General features: G+C 64.6%; 26 protein-coding genes and 1 other RNA gene. 14 read left to right on the forward strand and 13 right to left on the reverse strand.

The window, feature by feature from the left end:
* Positions 1-5: 5 nt before the first annotated feature.
* The 7 genes from RQH86_RS16315 to RQH86_RS16345 all read right to left on the reverse strand — a co-directional run bounded on the left by RQH86_RS16315 (position 6) and on the right by RQH86_RS16345 (position 4,932).
* Positions 6-410, reverse strand: a complete 405-nt coding sequence (locus RQH86_RS16315) for an EF-hand domain-containing protein (protein WP_311240012.1) — start codon at positions 408-410, stop codon at positions 6-8.
* 238 nt (positions 411-648) lie between these two features.
* Positions 649-1,005 (reverse strand): hypothetical protein, encoded by a 357-nt coding sequence (locus tag RQH86_RS16320; RefSeq protein ID WP_055850209.1) that lies wholly within the window; start codon positions 1,003-1,005, stop codon positions 649-651.
* Between the two features lie 225 nt (positions 1,006-1,230).
* Positions 1,231-1,608 carry a hypothetical protein gene (locus RQH86_RS16325; RefSeq protein ID WP_055847514.1) on the reverse strand — a complete coding sequence of 126 codons (378 nt, stop codon included), beginning with the start codon at positions 1,606-1,608 and terminating at the stop codon, positions 1,231-1,233.
* 191 nt (positions 1,609-1,799) lie between these two features.
* Positions 1,800-1,994: a CPXCG motif-containing cysteine-rich protein gene (locus RQH86_RS16330; RefSeq protein ID WP_115514092.1), complete on the reverse strand. Its 195-nt coding sequence runs from the start codon at positions 1,992-1,994 to the stop codon at positions 1,800-1,802.
* A 143-nt stretch (positions 1,995-2,137) separates the two neighbouring features.
* Positions 2,138-2,809, reverse strand: a complete 672-nt coding sequence (locus RQH86_RS16335) for a M15 family metallopeptidase (RefSeq protein ID WP_311240008.1) — start codon at positions 2,807-2,809, stop codon at positions 2,138-2,140.
* Positions 2,810-3,040: 231 nt separating this feature from the next.
* The gene (locus tag RQH86_RS16340; protein WP_311240007.1) at positions 3,041-3,958 is read right to left on the reverse strand and encodes a hypothetical protein; all 918 of its coding nucleotides are present in this window, start codon (positions 3,956-3,958) and stop codon (positions 3,041-3,043) included.
* Positions 3,959-4,131: 173 nt separating this feature from the next.
* Positions 4,132-4,932 (reverse strand): N-acetylmuramoyl-L-alanine amidase, encoded by an 801-nt coding sequence (locus RQH86_RS16345; RefSeq protein ID WP_311240006.1) that lies wholly within the window; start codon positions 4,930-4,932, stop codon positions 4,132-4,134.
* Between the two features lie 499 nt (positions 4,933-5,431).
* Here RQH86_RS16345 and RQH86_RS16350 point away from each other — a divergent pair, with 499 nt between their 5' ends.
* From RQH86_RS16350 to RQH86_RS16375, 6 genes are all read left to right on the forward strand, one after another.
* Positions 5,432-6,838, forward strand: a complete 1,407-nt coding sequence (locus RQH86_RS16350; RefSeq protein WP_311240005.1) for an SH3 domain-containing protein — start codon at positions 5,432-5,434, stop codon at positions 6,836-6,838.
* A complete protein-coding gene (locus RQH86_RS16355) occupies positions 6,835-7,932 on the forward strand; it encodes a dipeptide epimerase (protein ID WP_311240004.1) in 1,098 nt (365 codons plus the stop codon). Before RQH86_RS16350 ends, RQH86_RS16355 begins: the two co-directional genes overlap by 4 nt.
* 304 nt (positions 7,933-8,236) lie before the next feature.
* Positions 8,237-9,013, forward strand: coding sequence for a L,D-transpeptidase family protein (locus RQH86_RS16360; protein WP_311240003.1), 777 nt, complete (start codon positions 8,237-8,239; stop codon positions 9,011-9,013).
* Positions 9,010-10,317, forward strand: a complete 1,308-nt coding sequence (locus RQH86_RS16365; protein WP_311240002.1) for an APC family permease — start codon at positions 9,010-9,012, stop codon at positions 10,315-10,317. The genes RQH86_RS16360 and RQH86_RS16365 overlap by 4 nt, the downstream gene beginning before the upstream one ends.
* 86 nt (positions 10,318-10,403) lie before the next feature.
* Complete coding sequence (locus RQH86_RS16370) at positions 10,404-10,901, forward strand: hypothetical protein (RefSeq protein WP_311240001.1); 498 nt, start codon at positions 10,404-10,406, stop codon at positions 10,899-10,901.
* 155 nt (positions 10,902-11,056) lie between these two features.
* A complete protein-coding gene (locus RQH86_RS16375; protein WP_311240000.1) occupies positions 11,057-11,389 on the forward strand; it encodes a hypothetical protein in 333 nt (110 codons plus the stop codon).
* 54 nt (positions 11,390-11,443) lie between these two features.
* On the opposite strand, the gene yiaA is transcribed toward RQH86_RS16375, so the two are convergent.
* Complete coding sequence (yiaA, locus tag RQH86_RS16380; protein ID WP_055847483.1) at positions 11,444-11,878, reverse strand: inner membrane protein YiaA; 435 nt, start codon at positions 11,876-11,878, stop codon at positions 11,444-11,446.
* Positions 11,879-12,059: 181 nt separating this feature from the next.
* Here yiaA and RQH86_RS16385 point away from each other — a divergent pair, with 181 nt between their 5' ends.
* On the forward strand, positions 12,060-13,238 hold the full coding sequence (locus RQH86_RS16385) for a PQQ-dependent sugar dehydrogenase (RefSeq protein WP_055847481.1): 1,179 nt from the start codon (positions 12,060-12,062) through the stop codon (positions 13,236-13,238).
* A 433-nt stretch (positions 13,239-13,671) separates the two neighbouring features.
* On the opposite strand, the gene RQH86_RS16390 is transcribed toward RQH86_RS16385, so the two are convergent.
* From RQH86_RS16390 to tsaD, 3 genes are all read right to left on the reverse strand, one after another.
* Complete coding sequence (locus RQH86_RS16390) at positions 13,672-15,843, reverse strand: glycoside hydrolase family 3 N-terminal domain-containing protein (protein ID WP_311239999.1); 2,172 nt, start codon at positions 15,841-15,843, stop codon at positions 13,672-13,674.
* A gap of 160 nt (positions 15,844-16,003) precedes the next feature.
* Positions 16,004-16,381, reverse strand: coding sequence for a dihydroneopterin aldolase (gene folB / locus RQH86_RS16395; protein WP_311239998.1), 378 nt, complete (start codon positions 16,379-16,381; stop codon positions 16,004-16,006).
* An 84-nt stretch (positions 16,382-16,465) separates the two neighbouring features.
* A complete protein-coding gene (tsaD, locus tag RQH86_RS16400) occupies positions 16,466-17,524 on the reverse strand; it encodes a tRNA (adenosine(37)-N6)-threonylcarbamoyltransferase complex transferase subunit TsaD (protein ID WP_311239997.1) in 1,059 nt (352 codons plus the stop codon).
* A gap of 278 nt (positions 17,525-17,802) precedes the next feature.
* Between tsaD and rpsU the strand changes: the two genes are divergently transcribed.
* From rpsU to RQH86_RS16425, 5 genes are all read left to right on the forward strand, one after another.
* Entirely contained in the window at positions 17,803-18,018 is a 216-nt protein-coding gene (gene rpsU, locus RQH86_RS16405) for a 30S ribosomal protein S21 (protein ID WP_002808376.1), read from the forward strand.
* A 251-nt stretch (positions 18,019-18,269) separates the two neighbouring features.
* Entirely contained in the window at positions 18,270-18,716 is a 447-nt protein-coding gene (locus RQH86_RS16410) for a GatB/YqeY domain-containing protein (RefSeq protein ID WP_055847470.1), read from the forward strand.
* A 436-nt stretch (positions 18,717-19,152) separates the two neighbouring features.
* Complete coding sequence (locus RQH86_RS16415) at positions 19,153-20,115, forward strand: YihY/virulence factor BrkB family protein (protein ID WP_311239996.1); 963 nt, start codon at positions 19,153-19,155, stop codon at positions 20,113-20,115.
* 84 nt (positions 20,116-20,199) lie between these two features.
* Complete coding sequence (dnaG, locus tag RQH86_RS16420) at positions 20,200-21,948, forward strand: DNA primase (protein WP_311239995.1); 1,749 nt, start codon at positions 20,200-20,202, stop codon at positions 21,946-21,948.
* Positions 21,945-22,445: a sulfur transferase domain-containing protein gene (locus tag RQH86_RS16425; RefSeq protein ID WP_311239994.1), complete on the forward strand. Its 501-nt coding sequence runs from the start codon at positions 21,945-21,947 to the stop codon at positions 22,443-22,445. The genes dnaG and RQH86_RS16425 overlap by 4 nt, the downstream gene beginning before the upstream one ends.
* A gap of 45 nt (positions 22,446-22,490) precedes the next feature.
* Here the strand turns inward: RQH86_RS16425 and RQH86_RS16430 are convergent.
* Positions 22,491-22,567, reverse strand: a non-coding RNA gene (locus tag RQH86_RS16430) — sX9 sRNA.
* 87 nt (positions 22,568-22,654) lie between these two features.
* Between RQH86_RS16430 and RQH86_RS16435 the strand changes: the two genes are divergently transcribed.
* A complete protein-coding gene (locus RQH86_RS16435; protein WP_055847460.1) occupies positions 22,655-23,701 on the forward strand; it encodes a bile acid:sodium symporter family protein in 1,047 nt (348 codons plus the stop codon).
* A 236-nt stretch (positions 23,702-23,937) separates the two neighbouring features.
* Positions 23,938-25,518: a thioredoxin family protein gene (locus RQH86_RS16440; RefSeq protein WP_311239993.1), complete on the forward strand. Its 1,581-nt coding sequence runs from the start codon at positions 23,938-23,940 to the stop codon at positions 25,516-25,518.
* Positions 25,519-25,584: 66 nt separating this feature from the next.
* Here the strand turns inward: RQH86_RS16440 and cyoE are convergent, their stop codons facing one another.
* Positions 25,585-26,481, reverse strand: a complete 897-nt coding sequence (cyoE, locus tag RQH86_RS16445) for a heme o synthase (protein WP_055847455.1) — start codon at positions 26,479-26,481, stop codon at positions 25,585-25,587.
* Positions 26,482-26,483: the final 2 nt, after the last annotated feature.

Genomic DNA, 26,483 nt, shown 5'->3' on the forward strand with positions numbered 1-26,483 from the left:
TGCGGTCAGTCGCCCGCGGCGTCGCCCGGTCCGGGTTGATAGCTGGCAAATTCATCGCGCGACAAGCGTCCGTCGCCGTTGCTGTCGAAGTCGCCGAACTTCTCGCGCAGGATCGGGTCGGCACCGGCCTCTGTCGGCGTCAGCGAGCCATCGGCATCGCGATCCAGGCTGCGGAAGCTGCGCGGCGCCAATGTTCCGGCAGGCGACGCCACCGAGGACTCGGCACCGCTCCGGGCGCGGGGCGGACCAGAGGGATCGCTGGGTAACAGCGGAGTCGTTGCAGGAGGCGGCGGCTCGATCGGCAAGGGCGACATGGCCGCAGCATTGCTGCCAGGCGGCACAAGCGGTTGCTGCGTGGTGGCCGGCGGCAACTCCGGCGGCGCGGCGAACGCGAGCAGCGGACTGCACAGGCCGGCCAGTAAGGTAACGCGCAGCTGCAACATGGGAAGAAGGCCAGAGTTGGACCGTGTCACCGTAACGGGGATGACGTAAAGAAAACGGGAGCGACCCTGGCAGGTCGCTCCCGTGTGTCCATCCTGTTCGATGGCGCGCCTGCTCTACGGCACGCGGCTCATTCGCTGTTTCTCATCTACACGCCACTCCTCTTCGATCGGTGGAAATCCAAGGGATGTCTCGCGGCAGTGCCGATCAGTTCCCCTGCGAACCGGCTGCGCCACCACCCTGCTGCTTGGCGACGAATGCCTTGTACTCATCCGGGGTCAGCTTGCCGTCGGTATTGCCATCGGCCTGATCGAAGATCTGTGCGAGCCCTGCGTTGACCTGCGCTTCCTGCTTGCTGATCGCGCCGTCGCTGTCGGTATCCACGCTGGCCCAGGTCTGCCCACCACCGCCGGAATTCGAACTACCGGTCGGAGCTCCGGTTGCCGAACTTCCCGACTGCGCTGCGGCATCCTGAGAGGTGCTTTGCGCCATGGCCGGCAGCGCCAGAGCGGCAGCAAGAGCGGCAGTGGCGGCGAGCAGCGAGATGCGGTTGCGATTCTTCATTTGGGTGGTCTCCTTAGCTTGGGAATGCACGGTGTCGCCGCACATGGCACCACCCTACCCATCGCAAATGAACGCTCAACCTGCGCTGATTTCCCGCAAAACATCCTTTTAACCACAGCGCCGAGCGTTGTGCGTAGCCGCCTGTTAGCGGCTGGTGAGTCAAACAGAAGCAGCGCATTCAACGTGGAAATTTTTGCGAACTGCACCGCATTTTTTCGATACGTCTCAGGCATTCGGGGTGTCGTCGTCCCAGCTTCCAGAACTGAACAGTTTCCAACCCACGACAACGCCGGCGATTGCACCGGCCACTTCGAGGACGACGCGCGAGCCCAGTTCGTTGGGGTCGTGAATCTTTGCCAATGCCAGCCGCGCATACAGCGGCGACTCCAGCCGGACGATGCTGGTGTAGACGAGATTCCAGATGTCGTAGCCGGCACCGATGGCCACGGCAAGCAGGCAGGCGATTCCCAGCGTGTGGCCGTGGGTGAATTGCAGACGTCGGCCGATGTACTCGACTGCGGCGAACAACAGCACCCCAAGCACCAGCGCGATCAGGCCGGCCTCCAGCGAACCGAGCAGGCCGAAGTGCAGGGGCAGATTCATCGTGACGATCCAGGCAGCAGGCGTGCCAGTCTAGCGGCTAAGGGCAAGGGATCCGGGTGCCAGCCGAATTGGTGGACGAGCGCGCGAACGAGGCAGCGGCGACTGCGTGCCAGGCACCTGCATGAAGGGGAGTACGGCACGTCACCCGATCTGCTGCCTCTGAGAGCAAAGGTCCGGCCGGCAACGCCGCTTCAGTCGTCCTGACCACGCGCGGTCACCTGCGCCTCGCCATCCTCGTCCCATTGCACGTTGACCGAAATCGGCTTGCAGCACACCTGGCAATCTTCGATGTACTGCTGATCGCCACCGCTAAGATCCAGCGTCAGCGTAATCCACTCCCCACAATACGGGCAGGCAACATCCAAAAAGCGTTCCGGGTCAGACATGACGATTCCTCAAGCAGCAGGCGCACCGTGACGTTGGCCGGCCAAGCGGCAAACACCGCGCCAAAGACCGCAGTGTACGAGTGATGGACCGACTGCATGCGTAGAACCAGACCGGCAGCCGTTGCGGCCGAGCGTGGGCGCGCTCAGTCCACCGGTACATCGTAAGCGGTATCAGGCGTGGGCTCGGGGCGGAAGGTGAAATGCCACCATTCCATCGGATAATTGGCAAATCCCTCGGCGGCCATCGCACGCAACAGGCGCTGGCGATGCGCACGCTGCGCGCTGCTGATCTCGGGTGCATCGGTATGCGCACGCGGATCGAAGAAATCGAAATCGCTGCCCATCTCCACCGCATCACACGCACCGCGCCGGCAGTCGAGCAAGCCCAGGTCCAGGGTCGCGCCGCGGCTATGTCCAGAGGTCTCGGCGATGTAGTCGCCCAACAGCGCCCGCTTGTCCACACGTGGGTAGTACTGAAGCTTGGTCGATTGATCCTGCAGGTCCGACGCCCATGCCACGAATGCATGCACCGCACGCACAGGCCGATAACAGTCGAACACCTGCAAGCGATATCCCGCTGCCTTGAGCGTACGCGCCACCTTGGCCAACGCCTCGGCTGCCGGGCGTAACAGATAACACCGCGGCGCGAGATACCCGGGCACCACGCGTCCGGTGAAGTTATCGCTTCCCGCATAGCGCATGTCGACGACGATCTCCGGCGCAAGCGTGCGCACATCGATCAGGCCAGCTTCTGCAGCAGTGGTCGCCGGCGAAATAACCGGCGCCGCGGTGGCAGCGAAGCATGTGCTTATCAACGACCCTGCAAGCAACAGCCACGGCAGTGCAGGCTTTTGGCAGCCCGAAGGCACCGTTGGAATGTGGACTGGAGGGGTGTGCGCCATTTGCGAAGCATAGGCGATCGATGCATCAACAAACGCCTGAGCAATCTATTCCTTGAGAAGGACAGATACTGACAGAAGGCACTTGAGAGCCTAGCGTCGCGCAGCGGGATGGTCGTGAAAGACACGAAGGTGCTCGAGCAGTGCTCACTGATCCAGCGGCGGGGTGTACTGCTGCTTGGACGCGTCGAAGGTGTAGGTCACCGTATCGGCGGCGTCCAGGACACGGACCTTGCCTGGACCGGAGACGGCAGTGCCTGTCATGACAACGCGCAGCGTCGGCATGGAACCATTCTTGTTCGGCTCAAAGCTCAGCGTCCCGCTGCTGGAGGCGCATTTCATCGTCCCGCCGTCGTCGCACGCTGCACTGTTGTCTTCACCGGTCGCAACGGTACCCAAGTAAACCCAGCCCTTGTAATCGCCGAGGTCGTTCTTGTTCGGGTCGAAGCTGAAAATAGCGAAGCCCGGGATGCTGACGCCGGTTGCGAACCGTGTGGTCGGCACCGCCAGAAGCAGGTGGCCGTCCTTGGTTTCGGTGCTTTGCGATTTGCGCTTCTCATCGAGCGGATCGGCTTTCTCGTTCGCGCCGAAATCGCCGGCCCACTGCTGTGCGTGAAACAGCGTCCAGGTCGGCTTGCCGTCCACTGCGTCCAGCACATACGTCGCCTGGCTAATGCTGACCCCAACGCCGGGATCTGGGCCGTCGCTTTCCTCTGCCTTGCCATACTTTCCGGGTCCGGCATTGGCGAAGCCGGTGTAATAGTGCTTGCCGCCCAAGTCGAAGCGATAGCCATACCAGAAAGTGGCCAGCGCACCGTTGTCGACGGTGTAGGACGCTGAGCCGTCGCCCTTCATTCCATAAACGTCGTTCAGCACTTGCCCAGGGGCCGGCACCTCGGCGGTAACTTGCTGGGGCTGCGCTGCGGGAGACGTCGTCGGCGTTGCGGCGGCCGTCTCGGTAGGCGCAGGCGGCGCGCCAGCTTGTGCCGTGTCGCTGGCCTTATCCGAACAACCGGCAAGGACCAGCATCGTTGCCGCCCACAGTACTGTCTTCCTGAGACTCATCACGCGACATCCTTTCAATTGTTGGCGGGGGAAAATCCTATCAAGAATGCGCTGCAGATCCAGTGGATTTACAAAACCGCCTCAATCAAGAAAGGCACCTAACTCCTTCCACACCTAACGCGGCCCGCTCTGCCGCCAATGGAGCCCGCCTTCCCGCGCGATGATGCACCGCGTCACTTGGCTTCGAGCTCGCCCGGAGTCAGTGGCACAGCGGGCGAAGTGGTGAGTCGTGTCAACGCATGCAGGATCCGCAAATCCTCGGCATCCAGCGTACTGGCGCTGTTGCCGCGATAGTGGTGATGGAAGGCCTGTAGCGTGGCGGCGGGGTCGTCGAGGCTATAGCCCAGCAACGCAAGCGCCTGCCAGGGATCGAAGCCTGCCGGTGCCGGCGGAGCGTCCGGCGCGGGCCAGCGGCCGAAGCCGGCATCGGCCAGGCGTTTCCAGGGAAACAGCGGGCCCGGGTCGTTCTTGCGTGTAGGAGCGACGTCTTCATGCCCGACGATCTGGGTGCGCGGGATCCGCAGACGCGTGCACAGGTCTTGCAGCAACACCAGCAGGCTGTCGATCTGCGCTGGCGCGAACGCTTCGCTGCCGTCGTTGTCCAGTTCAATGCCGATCGAAGCCGAATTGATGTCGGTGATGGTGCCCCAGCGACCGGAACCGCCATGCCAGGCGCGCTGCGCGTCGCTGACCAATTGGTAGCGCTGCCCATCCTCGCCGATCAGGTAGTGCGCACTGACGCGGCCGCCGCTGTTGCGCCCACGCAGTGTGTTCAGGCTCTGCTGCACCGAGTGCTGGTCGGTAAAGTGCAGCACGATCAGGATCGGCCGCCGGGTGTCGTAATTGGGCGACGGCACCCACTGCGCAAGCGGGTTGCGTTGCGGTGCATGCGCGCAAGCACCTAGCGACAACGCAGCCAGGCAAACCAGTGCCCGCAGCCAGGCCGATGAACACGATTGAAAAATAGGCGACATCGGGTTTCTCTTGACGGGCATTCAGGGCGGCTGACACCAGCTGGCAACCAATCGCCAGATGGGCACAGACACGGACGACTGCAGTGTACGAGAGGCGATACCGATTCCGCGTCGTGGCCGCGTCCGCTGACAGCCACTGCAGTCGTGTTTGACTGGTCGCAAACCTTCGCCCGCGACCGGTGCGGCATGCAGCTTTCGGCCATGTCATGGTCTGCCGAGTGCCGCACGTGCTGGTGGCAAGGCAACGCGCCAGCGTTGGCGCGGCGGCAAGGCGCACGGCAACGACCACTCGACCGACGCGTCTCCCATGGCAGCAGCACGTCATCACACCCTTGGAATCGCGCGACGTCGCGGAGCAATCACCACTGGCAGTCTCCGCACCGCGAGGCGTCCCGCGTACACTCCTGATCAGGCTCGCAGTTGCAGCAAATGGAGGCCGGCACGCTGTTGTTCTCTCCACGCTGCACTGCACGCCACATGCATTCATCCAGAGTTTTTCATGCCACTGTTGCGCCGCCTGCTGACGTTGCTGCTGATCGCACTCGCGCTGCCGTGCGGCGCCGCGCCCGCGAGCATGCCCGCTTCGCAAGCGGCACCCTTCGCCGTCAGCGACGCGCAACTGACGCCGGACTACTGGATCCAGCGCAGCGGCAATGCGCAGGCGCCGCATTTGAACGCCGCACAGATCGCAACCTTCAATGCCCGCTTGTTGCGCGACGATGCGTCCATGCACGATCTGTCGCAGCTGCCCGAGGTCATGCCCGGCGCTGCAGTGCGAGCGCGGATCGAGGCGCTGTCGGCGCCACCAACCCGTGCGTTGTACGGTACGGATGGACAGCGTATCGACGCAGCGCGCCTGTCGGAGCTGCACCGCACGCTGGCATTGGACGCAATTCCTGAAAACGTGGCACCGCACTTCGCACTGGTCGTCCAGCGCGCGGCACTGCGCACCTTCCCTACCTCCCAGCGCGTGTTCACCAGTCCCGACGAGCTTGATATCGACCGCTTTCAGGAGTCCGCGCTGTATCCAGGCACGCCGGTGGCCGTGCTGCACACCAGTGCCGATGGCGCGTGGCGGTTTGTGCTTGCGGCCAACTACGCGGCGTGGATCGCTGCCGACAAGATCGCCGAAGGCCGTCGCGAGCAGGTGCTGCAGTACGCGCACCGCAGCCCACGCATACTCGTCACCGGTGCACGCGTGCAAACCGCGTACACCCCCGAACTGCCTACCCTCTCGGCACTGTCGCTGGACATGGGCACCAACCTGCCCTTGCATGGCGACTGGCCACCGCAACAGCCGGTCAACGGACAACTGCCGCTGGCTGCCCACGTAGTGCAACTCCCAGTGCGCGATGCCGATGGTCGCTTGCAACTGCTGCCGGCCCTGATCCCGCGTGGCGCCGATGTGCGCGTTGGTCCCTTGCCCGCGACCGATGCCGCATTGCTGCGCCAGGCGTTCAAGTTTCTGGGCGAACGCTACGGCTGGGGCAACGATTACGACGCCCGCGATTGCAGTGGGTTTGTGCTGGATATCTATCGCAGTCTGGGGATTGCGCTGCCGCGCAATACCGGCGATCAGGCGCGCAGCCCGGCGCTGCGCACTGTTGCGTTCGATGCACGCGCGCCGCGGTCGCAACGTCTGCAGCAGCTGGCGCTGGTGCACATCGGCGACCTGATCTATATCCCTGGCCACGTGATGTTGGTGATCGGGCATGAGCGCGGCACACCGTGGGTGATTCACGATGTAGCCGGCGCCAACTATCGCGCTGCCGATGGCAGTGTGCAGCGCGCGCGCTTGAACGGCGTGTCAGTGACGCCGCTGTTGCCGTTGCTGGCCACCGATGGCACACCCTTCATCGACCACATCACTCGCATCCAGCGCATCGCGCCGATCGGCTCCCCATGAAGATCACCGGCTTCCGCCTAGGCATGCTGCGCGTGCCATTGAAAACACCGTTCAAGACCGCGGTGCGCACCGTGCAGGCGATCGAAGACGTGGTGGTGCTGCTGCAAACCGATAGCGGACATATCGGCTACGGCGCGGCGCCGGCGACCGCGCCGATCACCGGCGATACGCACGGCAGCATCATTGCCGCGATCCAGCAGTGCATCGCGCCGCGTTTGATCGGCCAGGATGTAGCCGATCTCAATCGGCTGTGCGGCCTGGTGCACCATGCGCTGGAACGCAACACCAGCGCCAAGGCCGCGGTGGAGATCGCGCTCTACGATCTATGGGCGCAGTCCTTCGGTGCGCCGCTCTATCAGTTGCTCGGTGGCGGCACGCCGCGCATCACCACCGACATCACCATCAGTGCCGATCGCATCGACATCATGGTCGCGCAGGCGCAGTCGGCATTGGCGCGCGGCTATCGATCGCTGAAGATCAAAGTGGGTAAGGACAGCGCATCGGATGTCGAACGCGTCAAGGCGATCCACGCAGCCGTCGATGGGCGCGCATCGCTGCGCCTGGATGCCAACCAGGGCTGGACACCCAAACAGGCGGTGCGCAGCATGCGTACGCTGGAGGACGCCGGCATCGTGCTGGAATTGCTTGAACAGCCGGTCAAGGCCGCCGATATCGATGGCCTGGCCTTCGTCACCGCGCGTATCGACACCCCGGTGATGGCCGACGAAAGCGTGTTCTCACCATCTCAGGTGATCGACCTTCTCCAGCGTCGCGCGGCCGACATCGTCAACATCAAACTGATGAAGACCGGCGGCCTGTCCAATGCCATCCGCATCGCCGATATCGCTGCCTTGTACGGCGTGCCGTGCATGATCGGATGCATGATCGAATCCAGCATCAGCGTTGCTGCAGCCGTGCATCTGGCGGTGGCCAAAGCCGACAGCATCACCCTGGCCGATCTGGATGCGCCGGCGTTGGGGCAGTTCGACCCCACCGAGGGCGGCGTGCAGTTCGATGAGGCGCAGATCCATATCGACGATTCGCCGGGTCTGGGTATCCGCCGTATCCGCGGGTTGGAGCTGTTGCCCGACTGACCTGGCCGTTGCAAGCGGCATGTCGGGCGGCAAGTAACCGAGCACGCGATTAGGAACATGCGCATTTCCTAACCAGCCGCTTGCGCGATCCATGCCGTACAAAAACGACGCACGCAGCGATCGTGATTCCAGCGCAGCACGGCAAAGACGCACATGCAGTCGACAGCGCCATGCGCCACACACGCGCATTGCTGGGTACAGTAGGCCTGCCCCACCCGACACCATCGGTTACGGTAGGCGTGCCGTCATCCACACAGATGCATCGCCACTCTCACCAGTTCGTCCCCTGCCGTCCGGAGCCCGCATGCGCCTTGCCATCCTGTTGCGATCCACCCTGCTCCTGACGCTGGCACTGTGCAGCAGTGGCGCCGCCGCAGGCGAACCGATCGAAGCGCTGCAGCAGGCACGCGCGCTGATCGTGGTGATCACGCCGGACTGGAACAGCACCCAGGCGCGGCTGCAGACCTTTACGCGTGTCGATGGCCAATGGACGCCGGCCGCGCCAGGCTTCGCGGTCGCACTCGGCCGGCATGGCAGCGCCTGGGGCGAAGGTCTGCACCCGGCGCAATCGCAAGGCACACAGAAGCGCGAAGGCGATGGCCGCAGCCCGGCCGGGGTCTTTGCCATCGGCCCGGCATTTGGCTATTCCGCCAGCATCGACAGCGCCATGCCATATCAGGCCATGAGCGCCACGCATTACTGCATGGATGTGCCCAGCTCGCCGCTGTACAACCGCATCGTCGATGCTGCGCAGGTCGGTGAAGCGGCGGTGGCCGGTTCCACCGAGCCGATGCGCCTGGACCTGCGCCATCCCGGCGATGCGCGGTATCGCGAAGGTTTCGTCATCGCGCATAACCCCAACAATATTGCCGGGCGCGGCAGCTGTATCTTTGCGCATCTGTGGCGCACTCCGGGGCAGTTCACCGCCGGCTGCACGGCAATGCAGCCTGCCGACATGCAGCGTCTGCTGGCCTGGTTGAAACCCGCGGACAAGCCGCTCTTCGTGTTGCTGCCGCGCGCCGACTACGCGCGCCTGCAAGCGCAGTGGCAGTTGCCCGAGCTGGTCGAGGCCGCACCATGAGCACGCCCGCGCCCCCATCCGATAGCACCGGCCTGGTGCGTGTGGTCAGCCGCTGGCAGATCGTCGGTTTATCGATCAACGATGTCATCGGCAGCGGCATCTATCTGTTGCCCGCAGCCACCGCGGCACTGCTGGGGCCGATGAGCCTGTGGGCGGTGATGCTGGCCGGGCTGGCGGTGGCCTTGCTGGTGCTGTGTTACGCGCAGGCAGCCAGTTATTTCGATACGCCCGGCGGCAGTTACCTCTACACGCGCGAGGCGTTTGGCCCCTTTGTCGGGTTTCAGATCGGCTGGATGATCTGGCTCACCCGTATCAGTTCGGCGGCGGCCTTGAGCAACGGGCTGGCCGATGCGGTGGCGCGGTTCTGGCCCACCGCTTCCACCGATGTATGGGCGCGCACCTTGGTCGTGGTCGGCTCGCTCGGTGTGCTGACCGCGATCAACGTCATCGGCGTCAAGTCGGCTGCGCGCACCGGCATCGCCCTGGTGATCGGCAAACTGGTGCCGTTGCTGTTGTTCGTGGCAATCGGGCTGTTCTATGTGGACTGGTCGTGGGCGTTTGCCGGCAAATCTCCTGACCTGCGCGACCTGGGCAATCTCGGCGAGGCCGCCCTGCTACTGCTGTTTGCGTATGCGGGTTTCGAAAACATTCCTGCAGCGGCCGGCGAATACCGCAACCCGCGCCGCGACGTGCCATTTGCGCTCATCACCATGATCGTCACGGTGACCGTGATCTATGCCGCCGTACAGGTCGTCGCGCAAGGGACGTTGCCCAATCTTGCGGCCTCGCCCACCCCGTTGGCGGATGCGGCCAGCGGCTTCGGCGGCGAGGCGCTTGCGCTGATTCTCACCGTGGGCGCCACCATCTCCATCCTGGGCACGACCAGCAACACAGTGATGCTCGGTCCGCGCTTTCTGTTCGCGCTCGCGCAGGACGGCTACGGACCGGCGTTTCTGGCGCGCGTGCATCCGCGCTTTCATACGCCCGCAGCCGCGGTGCTCACCCAGGGCGTGTTGTCGCTGGCGCTCGCGTTGTCGGGCTCGTTCACCCAGCTGGCACTGCTGTCGATGGTCACGCGCTTGTTCGCCTACATCGGCACGGCGGCGGCGGTGATCGTACTGGCGCGCCGCTATCGGCAGCGCACCGACACGCTACGGTTGCCGGGAGGCCCACTCATTCCCATCGCTGCGTTGTTACTGTCGCTCGGCTTGCTGGCCAGCGCCAGCTGGCAAAATCTGGCAGCGGCAGGCGTGGCATTACTGGTGGGCTGGGCGTTTTACCTGTTTCCGCGCAAGACGGTGTAGCAGCTTCGCAATACGCTCGCGCCGCGCTCACGCAGGTCTAACCGGGCACGCTCAACGCTGCGCTCTCACTTGCATGGGAGCTTGCGATGAAACTGCGTCGCGTCTACAGCACACCCGATCTTGAAAGCGCGCAACGCGTACTGCAGTCCGCACGCAGCGCCGGCATCGACAATGAGTCGTTGTCGCTAATCGCCCGCTCGGATATCGAACTGCACGACGTGCCGGACGAGCGCAAGGATGCCAAGACCGATTTTGTGCCGGCCGCAGCGCGCGGCGCGGCCACCGGTGGCGCGGCCGGGTTGGTGGCAGGCCTGGTGGCAGTCGCTGTGCCGCCAATCGGCCTGACCCTGGCCGGCGTTGGCGTCATGGCACTGGCCGGCGCGCTGGTGGGCAGTTGGTCGTCGGCCCTGATCGGCGCCACCGTGCCCGACCCGGTGCGTCGTCAGTTCGAGGACGAAATCGAAGCCGGCCGCATCTTGGTCGTCATCGATGCCGACGAACAGGCGCTGCAGGCCGCGGAGCCGTCAATCGTCGCTGCCGGCGCCAAACCGCTGCCGTATGAGGCAGCGTCGGCAGCGGTTTGAAAGGCATCGTGTGCACCCAAGCGCAGCCCATTGGCTACCGACCAACCCATCACCGCATCTGCGGCGCGTCTTGATCCCACCATCACCCCGCGTGCCGCGCTGTTAACACCCCGCTGCCTAAGTTGATCCGCACATTCGCAATGACGGAGACGAGCATGAACGTGCCGTATCAGATTCCAGGCCGCGCACCGGACGAAGACCGCAGCCAGAACGTATCCAGCTATTGGCGTGAACGTTTTACTGAAGAGCCGTATTACACCGAAGGCGACCGTTACGAAGATTACGAAAGCGCTTATCTGGTCGGGCATGAAGCACGGATCCGCGAGAATGCGCGCGCCTACGATCAGGTCGAAGCCGAACTGCATCGCGATTGGGAAGCCAAGCGCGGCACCGATGGATTGAGCTGGAGCAAGGCACGTCACGCCGTCAAGCGCGCGTGGGAAAACGCAGCGGATTTCATCTCGGGCGACAGCAAGCCAAAGCCGTAAACAAACAACGCCACCGTCGAGGTGGCGTTGTTGTATCAACAAGAGAGTTGTCCGTCAGTCGAGCGGCGGAGGTGCAACACGCGAGGTGTGCTGGGTTGCGTCTGCATCCATCGCATCGCGCGTATTTTTCTGCACGGCGACTGCGCCAAACAGGCTCAACGCATACGCCATTGCATAAAAGCCTTTTTCGCTCAGCAGCAACGTTGCGTTGATCAAGCCGATCGCCAGCAGCACCAGGGCGATGATCAGCGAGAACCAGCAGATGGCATAGTAAAGACCCGTCACCGGAATCCCGTCCGCGCGGTCACGCACGCTTTTTTGCAATGACACCGAGGCGAACAGACCAAACAACAGCAGCGTGAAGTAGTAGCCCTTCTCGTTGAGCAACATCTGCGCGTTCCATAAGCCGATCAGATACGCAGCGCTGCCTGCCAACAAGGCAGCCCACGACGCAGCGATAAAGGCGGGCGAGGTTTTTTGCGTGGCCATGGAAACTCCTTTTCATGGTGAAACTGCAGGATGAAACAACGATGTGAGACGCGGCCGACCTGCGGAGAGTGATCTGCGACAGGGCGGCCCCGCTAGCGTCGTGTAAGGTACTTGAAAACCCGACGCGGAACACGTTGTGGGAGGGCTGCAGCGTGACCGTGCCTATCCCCTGGAGGACCTCATGTCTATCCGTCGTCTGCTTGCTCTGGCCTGTTCGGCCACCCTGTTCGCCACCGGCGCCGCACTGGCCGCACCTGCGGCCGCCCCGGCCGCCTCCATTCCCAAGGCGCAATGGCCATTCCAGGCCACCACCGTTGCCGACTTCGACGAACCCTGGGCGATGACCTTCCTGCCCGATGGCACGCTGTTGGTCAGCGAAAAGCGCGGCGCATTGATGCGTCTGGACCCCAAGACCAATCGCAAGAGCGCCGTGACCGGTGTGCCGGCGGTCGCTTACGGCGGCCAGGGCGGGTTTGGCGATGTTCTGGCCCATCCGCGCTTCGCCAAAAATGGCCTGGTCTATGTGAGCTACGCCGAACCGGGCCAGGGCGACATCCGCGGCGCGGCGGTCGCGCGCGCCAAGCTCACACTGGATGCTACCGGCGGCGGCACCTTGTCCGACCTCAAGGTGATCTGGCGTCAGAGTCCCAAGGTGTCCGGTAATGGCCACTTCGGCCACCGGCTCGCGTTCGGCCCGGATGGCAAGCTGTGGATCACCTCCAGCGAGCGCCAGAAGTTCGATCCGGCGCAGGACATGAAAGCCAATCTCGGCAAATTGATCCGCCTCAACGACGACGGCAGCGTACCGGCCGACAATCCGTTCGCCGCGCAGGGTGGGGTGGCTGCACAGGTGTGGTCGCTGGGGCATCGCAACATTCTGGGCATCGCATTCGACGGCAGGGGCCGGTTGTGGGAACACGAGATGGGCCCGGCCGGCGGCGATGAGCTCAACCTTATCCAGCGCGGCGCCAACTATGGCTACCCGATCGTCTCCAATGGAGACCACTACGACGGCAGGCCGATTCCCGACCACAACACGCGCCCCGAATTTGCCGCGCCCAAGATCAGCTGGACGCCAGTGATCTCGCCGGCAGGTTTTGTGATCTATAACGGCGCGCAGTTCCCGGCGTGGCGCGGCCAGGGCTTTATCGGCGGTCTGTCGTCGATGGCGCTGGTGCAGGTCTCGCTGGGCGATCAGCCACGCGAAGTGGCCCGCTACGACATGGGCGCACGCATCCGCGAAGTGGAGCAAGGTCCCGACGGCGCGCTGTGGTTGCTGGAAGACGAAGCCAGTGGCAGCACCGGTCGTCTGCTCAAGCTCACCCCCAAGAGCAAGGCTGCGGTCGAAAACGACGCGTAAGCGGCCTGAGATAGGCCAGTATCGGCACTGCCTGCGCAGCGAGATGCGCAGGCAGTGCATCGCGGCATCTCGGCGCGCGTTCTGCCGTGTGTCCACAGGCACATCAGTGGCGGCGATTCTGTTTCGCCGGTGCGCTGCATGCGCCACGCACGCAATCTGTCACTACCCGCGTAAGCCTGTGCGCTATCGCGCTGGGCCGCACTTGTCTCCGCAGCGACGATGACCTCAACGCGTGCATGCATGGGTGCGCCGATCTCAACACGCACCTGCGCTGCGACAGCAGGCCAGGCCAAGCTCCCCCTGCCCCATCACACGCTACCTGCAGCTACCTACACAAGCGGCAGTCAGTGGCGTTGGTCACGTCTTGCACGCGTTCTCATTGCAGCAGACCGCCAATCGACGCGACGGCACACCACCGCCTAGACCAGCGCGCTCAGGCGCCAAGCAACTCGAATGTCACCGCTTCGCCACTCTTGGCCGACGCGCACACCCACACATCGAACACGCCGGGTTCGGCACCGAACACGCCCTTGGGATTGGTAAACGCCAGCGCCTCGCGCGTCAGCGTGAACACCACATCCCTGTGTTGGCCAGGTTGCAGCAACACCTTGCGGAACCCCTTGAGCTCGCGCACCGGGCGCACCCGGCTTGCCACGCGATCATGCACATACAACTGCACCACTTCTTCGCCGGCCACGGTTCCGGTATTGGTCACGCGCGTGGTGATGGTCAGCGTGTCGTCCCACCCAAGTTGCGCGGCACTCAGCTGCGGCTGCGCATACGCAAACGTGGTGTAGCTCAGACCATGCCCAAACGGATACAGCGGCTCGTTGGGCATTTCGCGCCAACGCGCCTTGTATTCGGACAAGGTCGGCAGCTCGGGACGACCGGTGCGCAGATGATTGTAGAAATACGGCTGCTGCCCGGTGACCTGCGGAAAGCTGATCGGCAGACGCGCGGACGGGTTGTAGTCGCCGAACAACACATCGGCCACACCGGTGCCGGTCTGGGTGCCCAGATACCAGGTCACCGCAATCGCCTCGGCGTCGCGCACGGCGCCATGCAGCGCCAACGCGCGGCCGTTGCGCAACAGCACCACGATGGGCGTGCCGGTGGCGGCAACCGCTTCGGCCAGCGCTTGCTGCGCCGGCGGCAAAGTAATGTCGGTACGCGACTGCGCCTCGCCACTGAAGCGCTGCGGCTCGCCGAGTGCCAGCACCACCACATCGGCGGCCTGCGCGGCATCGATGGCCGCCGAAATACCGCCCGGCAGCGCCTCTTCCAGGCCACAGCCCTGCACAACGCTCAGATCGTCGGTGCCGACCACGGCGCGCACGCCCTGCTCCAAGGTCACGTAACGCGCCTTGTCACCGAATAATGTCCAGCACCCTTCGATGTTCTCGCGGTCCTGCACGAACGGGCCGATCAACGCGATCCGCTGCCCGCTCTTCTTCAGCGGCAGCAGCGCGCCGTCGTTCTTCAGCAACACGATCGAACGCCGCGCCGCATCGCGCGACAACGCATCGTGTGCAGGCAAGTGAGCGTTATCGGCTTCGCGCGCCGGGTCCAGCGAGCGATACGGATTGTCGAACAGGCCAATGGCCTCTTTCAGCTGCAACATGCGACGCACGCTGGCATCCAGCGTGGCCATCGGCACCTCACCGCTTTCCACCAGCGACGGCAGATGCGCGGCATAGAAACCGCTCTGCATGCTCAGGTCCAACCCGGCCAGAAACGCCTTCTTGGTCGCATCGCGCTCATCGGCGGCGTAGCCGTGCGCGATCAATTCCATATCGGCGGTGTAGTCGGAAATCACCACGCCCGGAAACTGCCATTCACCGCGCAGGATCTCGGTCAGCAACTCGTGGTTGGCACTGGCCGGCACGCCGTTAATGTCGTTGAAGGAGGACATCACCGTCAAGGCGCCGGCATCGAAGGCGGCCTTGAACGGCGGCAGATGCACATCGCGCAGCGTCTGCGGTGCGATATCGACGGTGTTGTATTCCATGCCCGCCGCCACCGCGCCATAGGCGGCAAAGTGCTTGGGCGTGGCCAGCAGGCAATCGTCGGCGGTGAGGTCGCTGCCCTGAAAACCGCGCACGCGCGCGGCGGCAAATGCGGCGCCCAGTAATACGTCTTCGCCGGCACCTTCCGCGCCACGGCCCCAGCGCTGGTCGCGCGCGATGTCCACGGCCGGTGCGTAGGTCCAGTGCAGGCCGGCGGCGGTGGCTTCGATCGCGGTGGCGCGCGCGGTGCGCTCGGCCAACTCGGGCTCGAAGCTGGCCGCTTCGCCCAACGGGATCGGGAACACCGTGCGCATGCCGTGAATCACGTCCGCGGCCAGAATCACCGGGATGCCCAGGCGGCTTTCTTCGACCGCCACCTTCTGGATCTGCACGCCCAGCGCGGCGCCGACGCCATTGAACAGCGAGCCCACCCGGCCCTCGCGGACCTGCTGCAGCACCTCGTCGGCGTTGAGCACATTGGCTTCGGGATTCACGTCCGGTGCGAACGGCCGCACCATGTCGGCGAACACACCCAACTGTCCGACCTTCTCTTCGACGGTCATCCGGGCAATCAGGGTTTCGATGCGATCAGCAGCCATGAGATCCTTGAGAAAACGTTTACATGGCCGGCAATTCTAGCCTGACGCGACCGCGATGATGCAAGTTTCGGGAGCGGATATTCGGGATTGGAGACATCTAGCGCACGCTTTGCGGACGCATTGTCGCTAGGAATCGACGTCATCGCCTGCCCGCAGTCCGCTACGAGTGGTCTGTCATCTTCAGGTCCGGGCGTGCGCGCTCGATGATCACGCCCACCGCCTGCGCGCCGCGCACCGCGCCGGGCTTGCTCAGCTTCAGCCGCAGCCAGTGCACGCCAAACTCGTCCAGCACGATCGCCGCGCAGCGCTCGGCCAGCGTTTCGACCAGCCCGAAGTCGGAGGCCTGCACGAATTCGATCAGGCGCTTGCTCACCGCCTTGTAGTTCAAGGTGTCGGCAATGTCGTCGCTGGCCGCCGGAATGCGGTTGTCGAACCCCATCTCCAGATCGAACCGCAAGGTCTGCCGGATCCGCCGCTCCCAGTCGTAGATGCCGATCAGCGCATCGATGTCCAGACCTTCAATAAACACTTTATCCATGGGGAATCAGGAGTCGGAAATGGGGGATGGGGAGGAGCAAAAGCACGGCGCACACGACGGACAGGGTCGGAGTAAAGCTCTTAACTATTCCCGATTCCCTAGTTCCGATTCCCGCGCCGCCAGCGGCGGCAAGCTCGCCATATCCCAGCGCGGCGTCACATGCACCTCGGCCCCGGCACGCTCGCCAGCCTCAAGGCGCAGCGCGCCGGCGAAGGCGATCATGGCACCGTTATCGGTGCACAGGGCCGGCCGCGGGAAGCAGACCCGGCCACCCCGACGCTGCGCGGCCTCGTGCAGTTGCGCGCGCAGGCGCTTGTTCGCGCCCACCCCGCCGGCCACCACCAGCGTAGTGCAGCCGGCCGCATCCAGCGCGCGCAGGCATTTGATCGCCAGCGTCTCCACCACCGCATCTTCGAAGCCACGCGCAACATCCGCCCGCGTGGTGTCGGATTGGTCGCTGGCGCGCCAAGCCAGCAGCACCTGGGTCTTGAGCCCGCTGAAACTGAAATCCAGGCCCGGCCGGTCGGTCATCGGCCGCGCGAACTTATAGCGTCCCGGCGTGCCGGTTTCGGCCAGCGCCGCCAGCTGCGGCCCGCCCGGATACGGCAGGCCCATCATCTTGGCGGTCTTGTCGAAGGCCTCGCCCGCCGCATCGTCCAGGGTCTCGCCCAGGACCTCGTAATGCCCGAGCGCCTTCACCGACACCAACTGGGTGTGCCCGCCGGAGACCAGCAGCGCCACGAACGGCGGCTGCGGCGGGTCGTCTTCCATCAACGGCGCCAGCAGATGGCCTTCCATGTGATGCACGCCGATCGCCGGCACGTCCAGCGCCCAGGCCAGCGAGCGCGCCACGCCGGCACCTACTAAGAGTGCGCCGACCAGGCCAGGGCCGGCGGTATAGGCCACCCCATCCAGTTCGTCGATGCGCAACCCGGCCTCGTCCAGGGTCTGACGGATCAGCGGCAGCAGCTTGCGCACATGGTCGCGGCTGGCCAGTTCGGGCACCACGCCGCCATATTCGGCATGCAGCGCGATCTGGCTGTAGACCGCATGGGCGCGCAGCGCCGGCACGCCGGACAAGGCGGTGTCGTAGACCGCCACGCCGGTCTCATCGCACGATGATTCGATCCCAAGGACTTTCACGGCAGCTCGGCAAGCAGAACAAGCGTCTATTTTCGCAGCTTTTGTGCTGCGCAGATGCGCCGCTGGCGATATGCTGCGCGCCCGCATCCGCAGCGCCGGATCGGGCGCAAACGCACGCTCTGGCGGGCTTCTCGCCACAAATTGCGGCAGGGGCTTGCAGGTCGTTGGCAAGTCGTTATAATGCGCGGCTCGCCGGGGCAACCCGGAAATTCCGTCACGCGAGTCCGCTCGCACCCGCCCGGGGCTCCCGGACGGAAATCCCATTATCTGGAGAACCCATGCCCAGCGTTAAAGTCCGCGAGAACGAGCCCTTCGAATTTGCGCTCCGCCGTTTCAAGCGCACCTGCGAAAAGGCCGGCGTGCTGGCCGAAACCCGCAAGCGCGAGTTCTATGAAAAGCCGACCCAGGAGCGTAAGCGCAAGGCTGCCGCTGCTGTGAAGCGTCAGTTGCGTCGTTCCTCGCGCGACGTCACCAAGCGCCAGCGCTTGTACTGATCGAACGCGGTTCTTGCCGGTGGGTCTGCGCTGTAGGCGCGACTCATCGAAAGAGAACCCAAGAGCCGGCACGCGCAAGCGTCGCCGGCTTTTTGTATTGGTCCGCTGACCGGATCGCAACCCGTCATGGGCGATGCACCGCCGGCCCCGCGCCGGGCACAGCCCTCTCGCCCGCCCCGTCTGTTTCGCCGATGCGCGTTGCCAGCCGCAGCGCGTCGGCACCCCCTCACCACGTAACCAGGAGTCACCACATGCCCCTCAAGCAGCAGCTCACCGATGACATGAAGGCCGCCATGAAGTCCGGCGACAAGCACAGCCTGGGCGTGATCCGGCTGATCAACGCCGCGATCAAGCAGAAGGAAGTGGACGAGCGCATCGAGATGGACGACGCCGCAGTGATCGCCGTGCTCGACAAGATGGTCAAGCAGCGCAAGGACTCGGTCACCCAGTTCGAAGCCGCCGCACGTGAGGACCTGGCGCAGATCGAGCGCGAGGAAATCGTGGTGATCGAACGCTACCTGCCGGCCAAGATGGGCGAAGCCGAAATCGTCGCCGCCATCCAGGCTGCCATCACCGAAACAGGTGCCAGCAGCCCGGCCGACATCGGCAAGCTGATGGGCGCACTCAAGCCCAAGCTGGCCGGTCAGGCCGACATGGGCCTGGTCTCCACCCTGGTCAAGCAGCACCTGGCAGGCTGATCCACGCGTCCGCACTGCCCTGCGCCAACGGCCGGGGCACTGCGGACGGCGTGTGGTGTAGGGCTGTAACGCGTCGGTGATGCGTCATCGGCCGGTTTCCCCTTGCAGATGCTGGCCCCCAGTTGGGTTGCCGCAGTCCGGGCTGGCTCCCGCGCGTCACCGCCGTTGCAGGCATCGCCCGCCAAACGCCGCGTACGTCGCAGCGCCAGCGCTGTCTCCAACGACGCGACCCAGCGGCTGCATCGCATGCTGCGCCCACGCATCGCGCGCAACCCCACTCACGCAGCACCGCCACGCGCGTGCTTTCACCCCTCCTTCGAGCAGGCCCTGCTAGAACGGGTGCGCCAGCGCAGGCGTAGGCAAGGTTCTTCCGCATACCGACCTTGCTCCGACCCACCTGCGCGCACAACGGTATGCGCCAAGGATGTTCCCGCCGGTGACGACGCTTTCAACCGCCTATCTGCACAAGCATGTGAGCCGCCTGCAACGCAGCGTGCCGATGGCCCTGCTGAACCGCTTTATCGAAATCGACGTCATGACGCAGGCCGCGTCGTTGTCGTTTTACGCACTCCTGTCGCTGGCACCCCTGCTGGTACTGCTGTTGTGGCTGACGGCCTCGCTGTATCCGCCTGCGCAGGAGGCGTTGGTGCAGCAGGTTGCGCAACTGGCAGGCAGCAGCGCGGCCGAAGTCGCCCAGACCATCATCCGCAACGCCACCGCTCAGCCCGGCGTGGGTTCACTGGCGGGCTTGTGGAGCACGCTGCTGCTGTTCATCGGCGCCACTGCGGTGTTTGCGCAGTTGCAGAACGCGCTGAACCTGATTTTCCGTACCGACAAAGAGCGTCTGGACGGCCTGATGGCGTGGCTGAAAAAGCGCGTGTTCTCGTTCGGCGTGATTCTGGCGTTGGGCTTTTTGCTGATCGTGTCGATGATCGCCACCACAGCGTTGCAGGTGGTGTTTGCGCGCCTGCCGTCGGTGCTGCCGGCCGTGGGCTACGTCACCACGCTGGCCCTGTATTCGTTGGCGTTCGCGTTTTTGTATCGCTATCTGCCCGACCGCACGGTCGATTGGCGTCAGGCGTTTCTGGGCGGCATCATCACGGCGTTACTGTTTGCGCTGGGCCGTTATGCCATTGGCGTGTATATCGCCACTGCGGCGCCCGGCAGTGCGTACGGCTCGATGGGCACGCTGGTGATCCTGCTGGTGTGGATGTATTACGCCTCGGTGGTGTTCTTCGTCGGTGCATTGATCACTGCGGTGATCGACGAGCGGGTGCGCTCGCATCGCAAGTTGCGCGAAGCAGGCGTGGACCCGGAGCACCCGCCGATCATGGTGCCGCCAGCCGATGCGCAGGCGGTTTCCGCAGCCCCACAGACGACGTCGTCGCAGCACAGCTGAGCATGAGCTGATGCGGGCATCGCTAGCGCATACCGACGTCCTCTAAAACAAGGCGGCCGCTGGCCGCTGCGATATCCTAGCGGGATGGCCCGCATCCCCGACGCATTCATCGACGAACTGCTTGCACGCACCGACATCGTCGAAGTGGTGGGCGGCCGCGTGCCGCTCAAGCGTCAGGGCAAGGAGTATTCGGCGCGTTGCCCGTTCCACGACGAGCGCTCGGCCTCGTTCACGGTCTCGCCGACCAAGCAGTTCTATCACTGCTTCGGCTGCGGCGCGCATGGCACCGCGATCAGCTTTTTGATGAATTACGACCGCCTCGAGTTTCTCGATGCGGTCGACGAGCTGGCCAAGCGCGCCGGCATGGAAATTCCGCGCGATACCCAACAGCGCACGCCGCAGCAACAGGACGACAGCCGCGAGCTGTATTCGGCACTGGAAGCGGCCACCAAGTTCTTCCAGCGTCAGCTCGAAGGCAGCGCGCGCGCGGCCGAGTATCTGGATGGGCGCGGCGTGGATGCCGACAACCGCGCGCGTTTCCAGATCGGCTATGCGCCCGATGGCTACAGCGCATTGAAGGACACCCTGGGCACCGATGCGCGCCGCATGAGCGTGCTCGAACGTGCCGGGCTGTTTTCCAAAAACGACCGCGGCCATGTCTACGACAAATTCCGCGATCGGGTGATGTTTCCGATCTTCGATCGCCGTGGCCGGGTGATCGCCTTCGGCGGTCGCATCATGGGCGCGCCGGCCGATGGCCGCGACCCGGGACCGAAGTACCTCAATTCGCCGGAAACCGCACTGTTCCACAAGGGCCGCGAGCTGTATGGCCTGTGGCAGGTGCGCCAGGCCAACCAGAAGATCGAACGACTGATCGTGGTGGAGGGCTACATGGACGTGGTCTCGCTGTTCCAGTTCGGCGTCACCCAGGCGGTGGCCACGTTGGGCACCGCCACCACGCCCGAACATGCCGAACTCCTGTTCCGAAATGCGCCGGATGTGTACTTCTGCTTCGATGGCGACAATGCCGGGCGCAAGGCTGGTTGGCGCGCGCTCGAATCGGTGCTGCCGCGCATGAAGGACGGCCGCCAGGCGTTCTTCCTGTTCCTGCCCGATGGCGAAGACCCGGACACCATCGTGCGCAAGGAAGGTGCGCAGGCCTTCGATCAGCGCCTGAAACAGGCCACGCCGCTGTCGCAGTTCTTTTTCGACGAAATGTCGCGCGAGATCAATCTGCACACGCTAGACGGCAAGGCGCGCCTGGCCGAGCGTGCCAAGCCGATGCTGGCGCAGATTCCCGAAGGCGCCTTCGGCGATCTGATGAAGCAGGAACTGGCGCGCATGACCGGCGTCGGTGCGAGCATGTCCGCGCAGCAGTCCTCGTCCAAAACGCGGCCGCCTGCGCGCATGGCGGCGCCCACGCAGAAACGCAGCCTGGTGCGTGCGTCGATCGCCATCCTGTTGCAACAACCCTCACTGGCGATGAGCCTGGAAGGCGACCACGATTTTTCTGGGTTGCGCCTGCCCGGCATCGAGCTGTTGATGGAGCTGCTGGCGCTGGTGCGGCAACGGCCGGAAATCAGCACCGGCGCGCTGCTGGAGCACTTCGCCGAGCGCGAGGAACTGGTTGCGCTGCAGAAGCTGGCCGCGCAGGAGCTCCCCGGCGACGAGCACAGCTGGGCGATCGAGTTGCACGACGTCGTCGCCCAACTCGACAAACAGTTACTGCGTCAGCGCGTGGAAGAACTGCAGACCAAACAGCGCGCGCAGGGCCTGGACAACACCGACAAATACGAAATGCGCGAGTTGCTCAAAGCGCTCGCAGCATTGTGATGCTCCAGTGCCTACGCCATGCGGCCTGGTGCATTGCGCTGCTCAGCGGCGCCGCGCTCGCGCAGACAACGCCCACAGGCACCACCCGCAATCTCATCAGTTCCGGCCAGCCCACGCAGGCACACCTGCGCGCTGCTGCGACCCAGGGCGTCACCACCGTGATCGATCTGCGCGCTCCCGAGGAGCCACGCGGTTACGACGAAATCGCAGCCGCCGACGCACTGGGCCTGCGCTATGTCCGCCTGCCGATCCGCAACGCCGATGCACTCACGCCAGAGGCCGCACGCGCCTTGCAGCGAGTGCTGAATCAACAACAGCAGGGCACGGTGTTACTGCATTGCGCCAGCGGCAATCGCGCCGGCGCGCTGCTGGCCCTGCTCGCCGCACGCGAAGGCGCCAGTCCCGAACAGGCGCTGCAGATCGGGCGCGAGGCCGGCATGCAGCCATCGCTGGAAGCGGCGGTACGCAAGCAACTCGGCGTCGAACCGCAGCGCTGAGACTCCGCGGGGACATCGGCGGCAACAACGACTCGGGCTTAGAGCGGCTAACAACACGCAGCGAGCAGTCGTCAGGCGGGTGTGGACGACGCGCTCAGAACCGGCGTGTCCGAGTGGTACATGCCGCACCGAGCACAGGCTGCGCCCGCCTGACGGCTGCGCAGTCGTTGTGTTGATCGCTCTTAGGCAGCGCCCGCACGCGTCGTAGAATGATCCGCTCCCCGCGCACGTTCGCGCGATACCGTCGGATCTCGATGAAGAAGCTGCTGGCGCGGTTGCGCATTGACCCTTTCACCCTCGCGCTGCTGTGCACGGTCACGCTCGCCTCGTTGTTGCCGGTCTCCGGCGCTGCCGCCGCGATCATGGACGATGTCACCGATGTGGCGATCGCTGCGCTGTTCTTCCTGCATGGCGCACGGCTGTCGCGCGAAGCGGTCAAGGCCGGCGCGCTGCATTGGCGCCTGCATCTGGTGATCCTGGCCTGCACCTTCGTGCTGTTTCCATTGCTCGGCCTGTTGTTCAAGCCAGTGGCGCATATCGCACTGACGCCGGAGCTGTACATCGGCGTGCTGTTCTTGTGCGCACTGCCGTCCACGGTGCAGTCTTCGATCGCTTTCACCTCGATGGCGCGCGGTAACGTGCCGGCCGCTGTTTGCGCGGCCTCGCTTTCCAGCTTGCTGGGCGTGTTTTTCACCCCGTTGCTGATGGGCGCGATGGTCGGCAGCCAGGGCGCGATGGCGCACCCGGCCGAGGCCATCGGCAAGATCCTGCTGCAGCTGCTGGTGCCGTTTTTGGCTGGCCATTTCATGCGCCCGTGGATCGGCGGCTGGGTCGAGCGCCATCGCGCGGTGCTGCGCTATACCGACCAGGGCACCATCCTGCTGGTGGTCTACACCGCCTTCAGCGCATCGGTGAACGAAGGGTTGTGGCAGAAGACCCCATTGCCGGCATTGCTCGCGGTGCTGGGCGCTGCGGCGCTGTTGCTGGCAGTGGCCATGCTGTCGATCACCTTCCTTGCGCGCCGGCTTGGCTTCAACCGCGCCGACGAAATCGCCATTGTGTTTTGTGGCTCGAAAAAGAGCCTGGCCACCGGTGTGCCGATGGCCAAGGTGATGTTTGCCGGTGGCGGCCTGGGTGCGATCGTGTTGCCGATCATGCTGTATCACCAGTTGCAGCTGATCGTGTGCGCGTTCGTGGCCGCGCGCTACGCGCGTAGCGCGCCGGGCGATCCGCCGCCGGCCACCGGCCGCCACTGAAGCGGGCACCCCGGCGATCAGGCGGCGCCGATGCGACCGCCTGCGCTCGCACGATTGGCCGTGCGCTGGCCGTCGAACGCACCCAGACCGGTGCGCTGCGCGTAACAACAATTCGCATCGGATGCCGTTGCCGGCGTGTGTGCAGAGATACAACGGTCATGACCTCCATCGGCGCGGGCGCAGCCCCGCTCGCCAGAGTCGCTGACCCATCCCCTGCCGCCTCCCCTGGTGATCCCATGAAGCTGTCCCGCCGACGCCCTTCCCCGTCCTTGATCGCACTGCTTGCGGTGCTTGCGACCCTGACCGCCTGCAACAAGCCCGCGCCACCGTCGGCGCCCGCACACATCACACCCGCCGCCGCACCTACCGCAGACACCGGGATCGCCTGGCACGAAGGCGACATCGAAGACGCGTTTGCCGAAGCCAAGGAAAGCGGCAAGCCGATCCTGCTGTACTGGGGCGCGGCCTGGTGCCCACCGTGCAACCAGTTGAAGGCCACCTTGTTCAAGGATCCGGCGTTCATCGCGCGCACGCGGCAGTTCGTCGCGGTGCACCTGGATGGCGACTCCCGAGGCGCGCAGGCCTGGGGCGAGCAATTCGGCATCAAGGGCTACCCGACCATCATCGTGCTACGCGCGGACCGCAGCGAAATCACCCGTCTGGCCGGCGATAGCGACAACGCCCGTCTTGCCGATGTGCTGCGGGTGGCGGCCACCAGCACCACCACCGTCAAACAACTGTTGGACAAGGCGCAGCACGCACCGCAGGAACTCAGCGCGGACGACTGGGCCGTGCTCAGCAACTATGCCTGGGGCATGGACGACCGGCTGATCAAGGCCGATGACGCCGCCGGGTTGCTCGCACGCCTGTCCAAGGCCGCCCCGCAACCAGCACTGCAACACCGGTTTGCGCTCTCGGCGCTGGCCGCAGCGGAAAAGCCCCCCGCGCCAGACCCGGCCTATCGCACCCTGTTGGAGGCAGTTCTGGCCGATCCGGCCGAACTGCGCGCCAATCTCGGCACGCTGAGCCACGTCGCCGCGCGTCTGGTCGGTGCGTCCAGCACCGATGCCGGCGAACGTGCCGCCCTGTCGGCGAAGCTCGATCAGGCATTGGACACCGTCTATGCCGATACCAGCGTGCCGATCAGCGACCGCCTGGACACTGCGTACGCGAAGATGCAGCTTGCACGCCTTGCGCAAGGGCAGCCGACCGAGACCGAGCCGAAGGGGCCACAACCGCCGTTGCCGGCAGCGGTGGTCGCTGCCGTGCACCAGCGCGTGCAAACGGCAGTGGACGCGGCCAAGACCGTCGAGGAACGGCAATCCATCATCAGCGACGCGGCTTCGTTGTTGAGCGAGGTAGGCGACAGCAGCGCTGCCGAGCAATTGCTGCTGGCCGAACTGGGACGCAGCAAGACTCCGTACTACTACATGCCGGAACTCTCCCAGCTCGCCGAAGAACGCGGCGATCGCAAGACCGCGCTGTCCTGGCTCAAGAAGGCCTATGAAACTGCCGATGGCCCCTCGATCCGCATGCGGGTCAGCATGATGTATGTGGACGGGCTGATCCGGCTTAGCCCCGACGACACCGCCGGCATCGAAGCAGCTGCCACCCAGGTGATCGGCGATCTGGCCACACAGTCCGATGGCTACCGTCAGCGCACCCGTCAGCGCTTCGACCGGCTGGGCACCTCATTGAAAACCTGGAGCAAGCAGCATCACCAGGAAGGCAACGCGGTGCTGGCACGACTCCGGCAGAAAATGCAGGCCAGCTGCGACAGCAAGAACACCAGCGCGTGCAGTAGCTGGCTAAGCTGAGCCTGCACAACCCGGCAGGCATCTGCGCAGCGGCAATCGGGCTGCCTCAGATGTCTGCCGCGGTTCTCACCGCACCCACGGTAACAGCAGGTGATCCACCATCAGGAAGGCGAACAACGCCATCAGATACACGATGGAATAGCCGAACATCTTCATCGAAAATAGTTCGTCCGGCGGGTCCAGCATGCGCCACGCATACCAGAGGAATACCGCGTTGAGCACCACCGCGCCGCCGAGATAAAACACCCCACTCATGCCCACTGCCACCGGCAGCAACGTCACGATCGCCAACACGATCGTGTAGATGAGGATCTGCTTGCGCGTGTGCGGCACCCCGTGGGTCACCGGCAACATCGGGATCGCCGCCTTGGCGTAATCGGCACGCCGGAAAATCGCCAGCGCCCAGAAGTGCGGCGGCGTCCAGATGAAGATGATCAGCACCAGGATCGAAGCATTGATCCAGTCGGCCGTGGTCGGCAGCCCGGTGACCGCCGCCCAGCCCAGCATCGGCGGCGTGGCGCCGGCCAGCCCGCCGATCACGATGTTCTGCGAGGTCGCACGTTTCAGGTAAACGGTGTAGATCACCGCATAGCCGATCATCGAGGCGAAGGTCAGCACCGCGGTGATGACGTTCACCCAGACCACCAGCATGGTCATGGAGATCACGATCAGCACGCTGGCAAACACCATCACCTGCCACGGCCGTACCTTGCCCACCACCAACGGACGCCAGGACGTGCGCGCCATCTGCGCGTCGATCTTGGCATCGAGTAATTGATTGATTGCTGCCGCCGCCGAGGCGGCCAGCCAGATCCCCACAAACCCCAACGTGCCCGCACGCACCTGGGCCCAGGTGGGCACGCCGGGAATGGCTAGGAACATGCCCACCAGCGCGGTGAACACGATCAGTGCCACCACCTTTGGTTTGGTCAGATCCCAATAATCGCGCGCACTGACAGCCATGC

The organism is Xanthomonas sp. WCS2018Noco2-27 (assembly GCF_031843525.1).
In the GTDB taxonomy this organism is placed as follows: domain Bacteria; phylum Pseudomonadota; class Gammaproteobacteria; order Xanthomonadales; family Xanthomonadaceae; genus Xanthomonas.

What these genes read in the sequence shown, in the direction of transcription:
- RQH86_RS16320 (WP_055850209.1), bottom strand. Translation starts at nt 1,005, where the DNA reads ATGAAGAATCGCAACCGCATCTCGCTGCTCGCCGCCACTGCCGCTCTT.
- RQH86_RS16325 (WP_055847514.1), bottom strand. Translation starts at nt 1,608, where the DNA reads ATGAATCTGCCCCTGCACTTCGGCCTGCTCGGTTCGCTGGAGGCCGGC.
- RQH86_RS16330 (WP_115514092.1), bottom strand. Translation starts at nt 1,994, where the DNA reads ATGTCTGACCCGGAACGCTTTTTGGATGTTGCCTGCCCGTATTGTGGG.
- RQH86_RS16340 (WP_311240007.1), bottom strand. Translation starts at nt 3,958, where the DNA reads ATGAGTCTCAGGAAGACAGTACTGTGGGCGGCAACGATGCTGGTCCTT.
- RQH86_RS16345 (WP_311240006.1), bottom strand. Translation starts at nt 4,932, where the DNA reads ATGTCGCCTATTTTTCAATCGTGTTCATCGGCCTGGCTGCGGGCACTG.
- RQH86_RS16350 (WP_311240005.1), top strand. Translation starts at nt 5,432, where the DNA reads ATGCCACTGTTGCGCCGCCTGCTGACGTTGCTGCTGATCGCACTCGCG.
- RQH86_RS16355 (WP_311240004.1), top strand. Translation starts at nt 6,835, where the DNA reads ATGAAGATCACCGGCTTCCGCCTAGGCATGCTGCGCGTGCCATTGAAA.
- RQH86_RS16360 (WP_311240003.1), top strand. Translation starts at nt 8,237, where the DNA reads ATGCGCCTTGCCATCCTGTTGCGATCCACCCTGCTCCTGACGCTGGCA.
- RQH86_RS16365 (WP_311240002.1), top strand. Translation starts at nt 9,010, where the DNA reads ATGAGCACGCCCGCGCCCCCATCCGATAGCACCGGCCTGGTGCGTGTG.
- RQH86_RS16370 (WP_311240001.1), top strand. Translation starts at nt 10,404, where the DNA reads ATGAAACTGCGTCGCGTCTACAGCACACCCGATCTTGAAAGCGCGCAA.
- RQH86_RS16375 (WP_311240000.1), top strand. Translation starts at nt 11,057, where the DNA reads ATGAACGTGCCGTATCAGATTCCAGGCCGCGCACCGGACGAAGACCGC.
- yiaA (WP_055847483.1), bottom strand. Translation starts at nt 11,878, where the DNA reads ATGGCCACGCAAAAAACCTCGCCCGCCTTTATCGCTGCGTCGTGGGCT.
- RQH86_RS16385 (WP_055847481.1), top strand. Translation starts at nt 12,060, where the DNA reads ATGTCTATCCGTCGTCTGCTTGCTCTGGCCTGTTCGGCCACCCTGTTC.
- RQH86_RS16390 (WP_311239999.1), bottom strand. Translation starts at nt 15,843, where the DNA reads ATGGCTGCTGATCGCATCGAAACCCTGATTGCCCGGATGACCGTCGAA.
- folB (WP_311239998.1), bottom strand. Translation starts at nt 16,381, where the DNA reads ATGGATAAAGTGTTTATTGAAGGTCTGGACATCGATGCGCTGATCGGC.
- rpsU (WP_002808376.1), top strand. Translation starts at nt 17,803, where the DNA reads ATGCCCAGCGTTAAAGTCCGCGAGAACGAGCCCTTCGAATTTGCGCTC.
- RQH86_RS16410 (WP_055847470.1), top strand. Translation starts at nt 18,270, where the DNA reads ATGCCCCTCAAGCAGCAGCTCACCGATGACATGAAGGCCGCCATGAAG.
- dnaG (WP_311239995.1), top strand. Translation starts at nt 20,200, where the DNA reads ATGGCCCGCATCCCCGACGCATTCATCGACGAACTGCTTGCACGCACC.
- RQH86_RS16435 (WP_055847460.1), top strand. Translation starts at nt 22,655, where the DNA reads ATGATCCGCTCCCCGCGCACGTTCGCGCGATACCGTCGGATCTCGATG.
- RQH86_RS16440 (WP_311239993.1), top strand. Translation starts at nt 23,938, where the DNA reads ATGAAGCTGTCCCGCCGACGCCCTTCCCCGTCCTTGATCGCACTGCTT.
- cyoE (WP_055847455.1), bottom strand. Translation starts at nt 26,481, where the DNA reads ATGGCTGTCAGTGCGCGCGATTATTGGGATCTGACCAAACCAAAGGTG.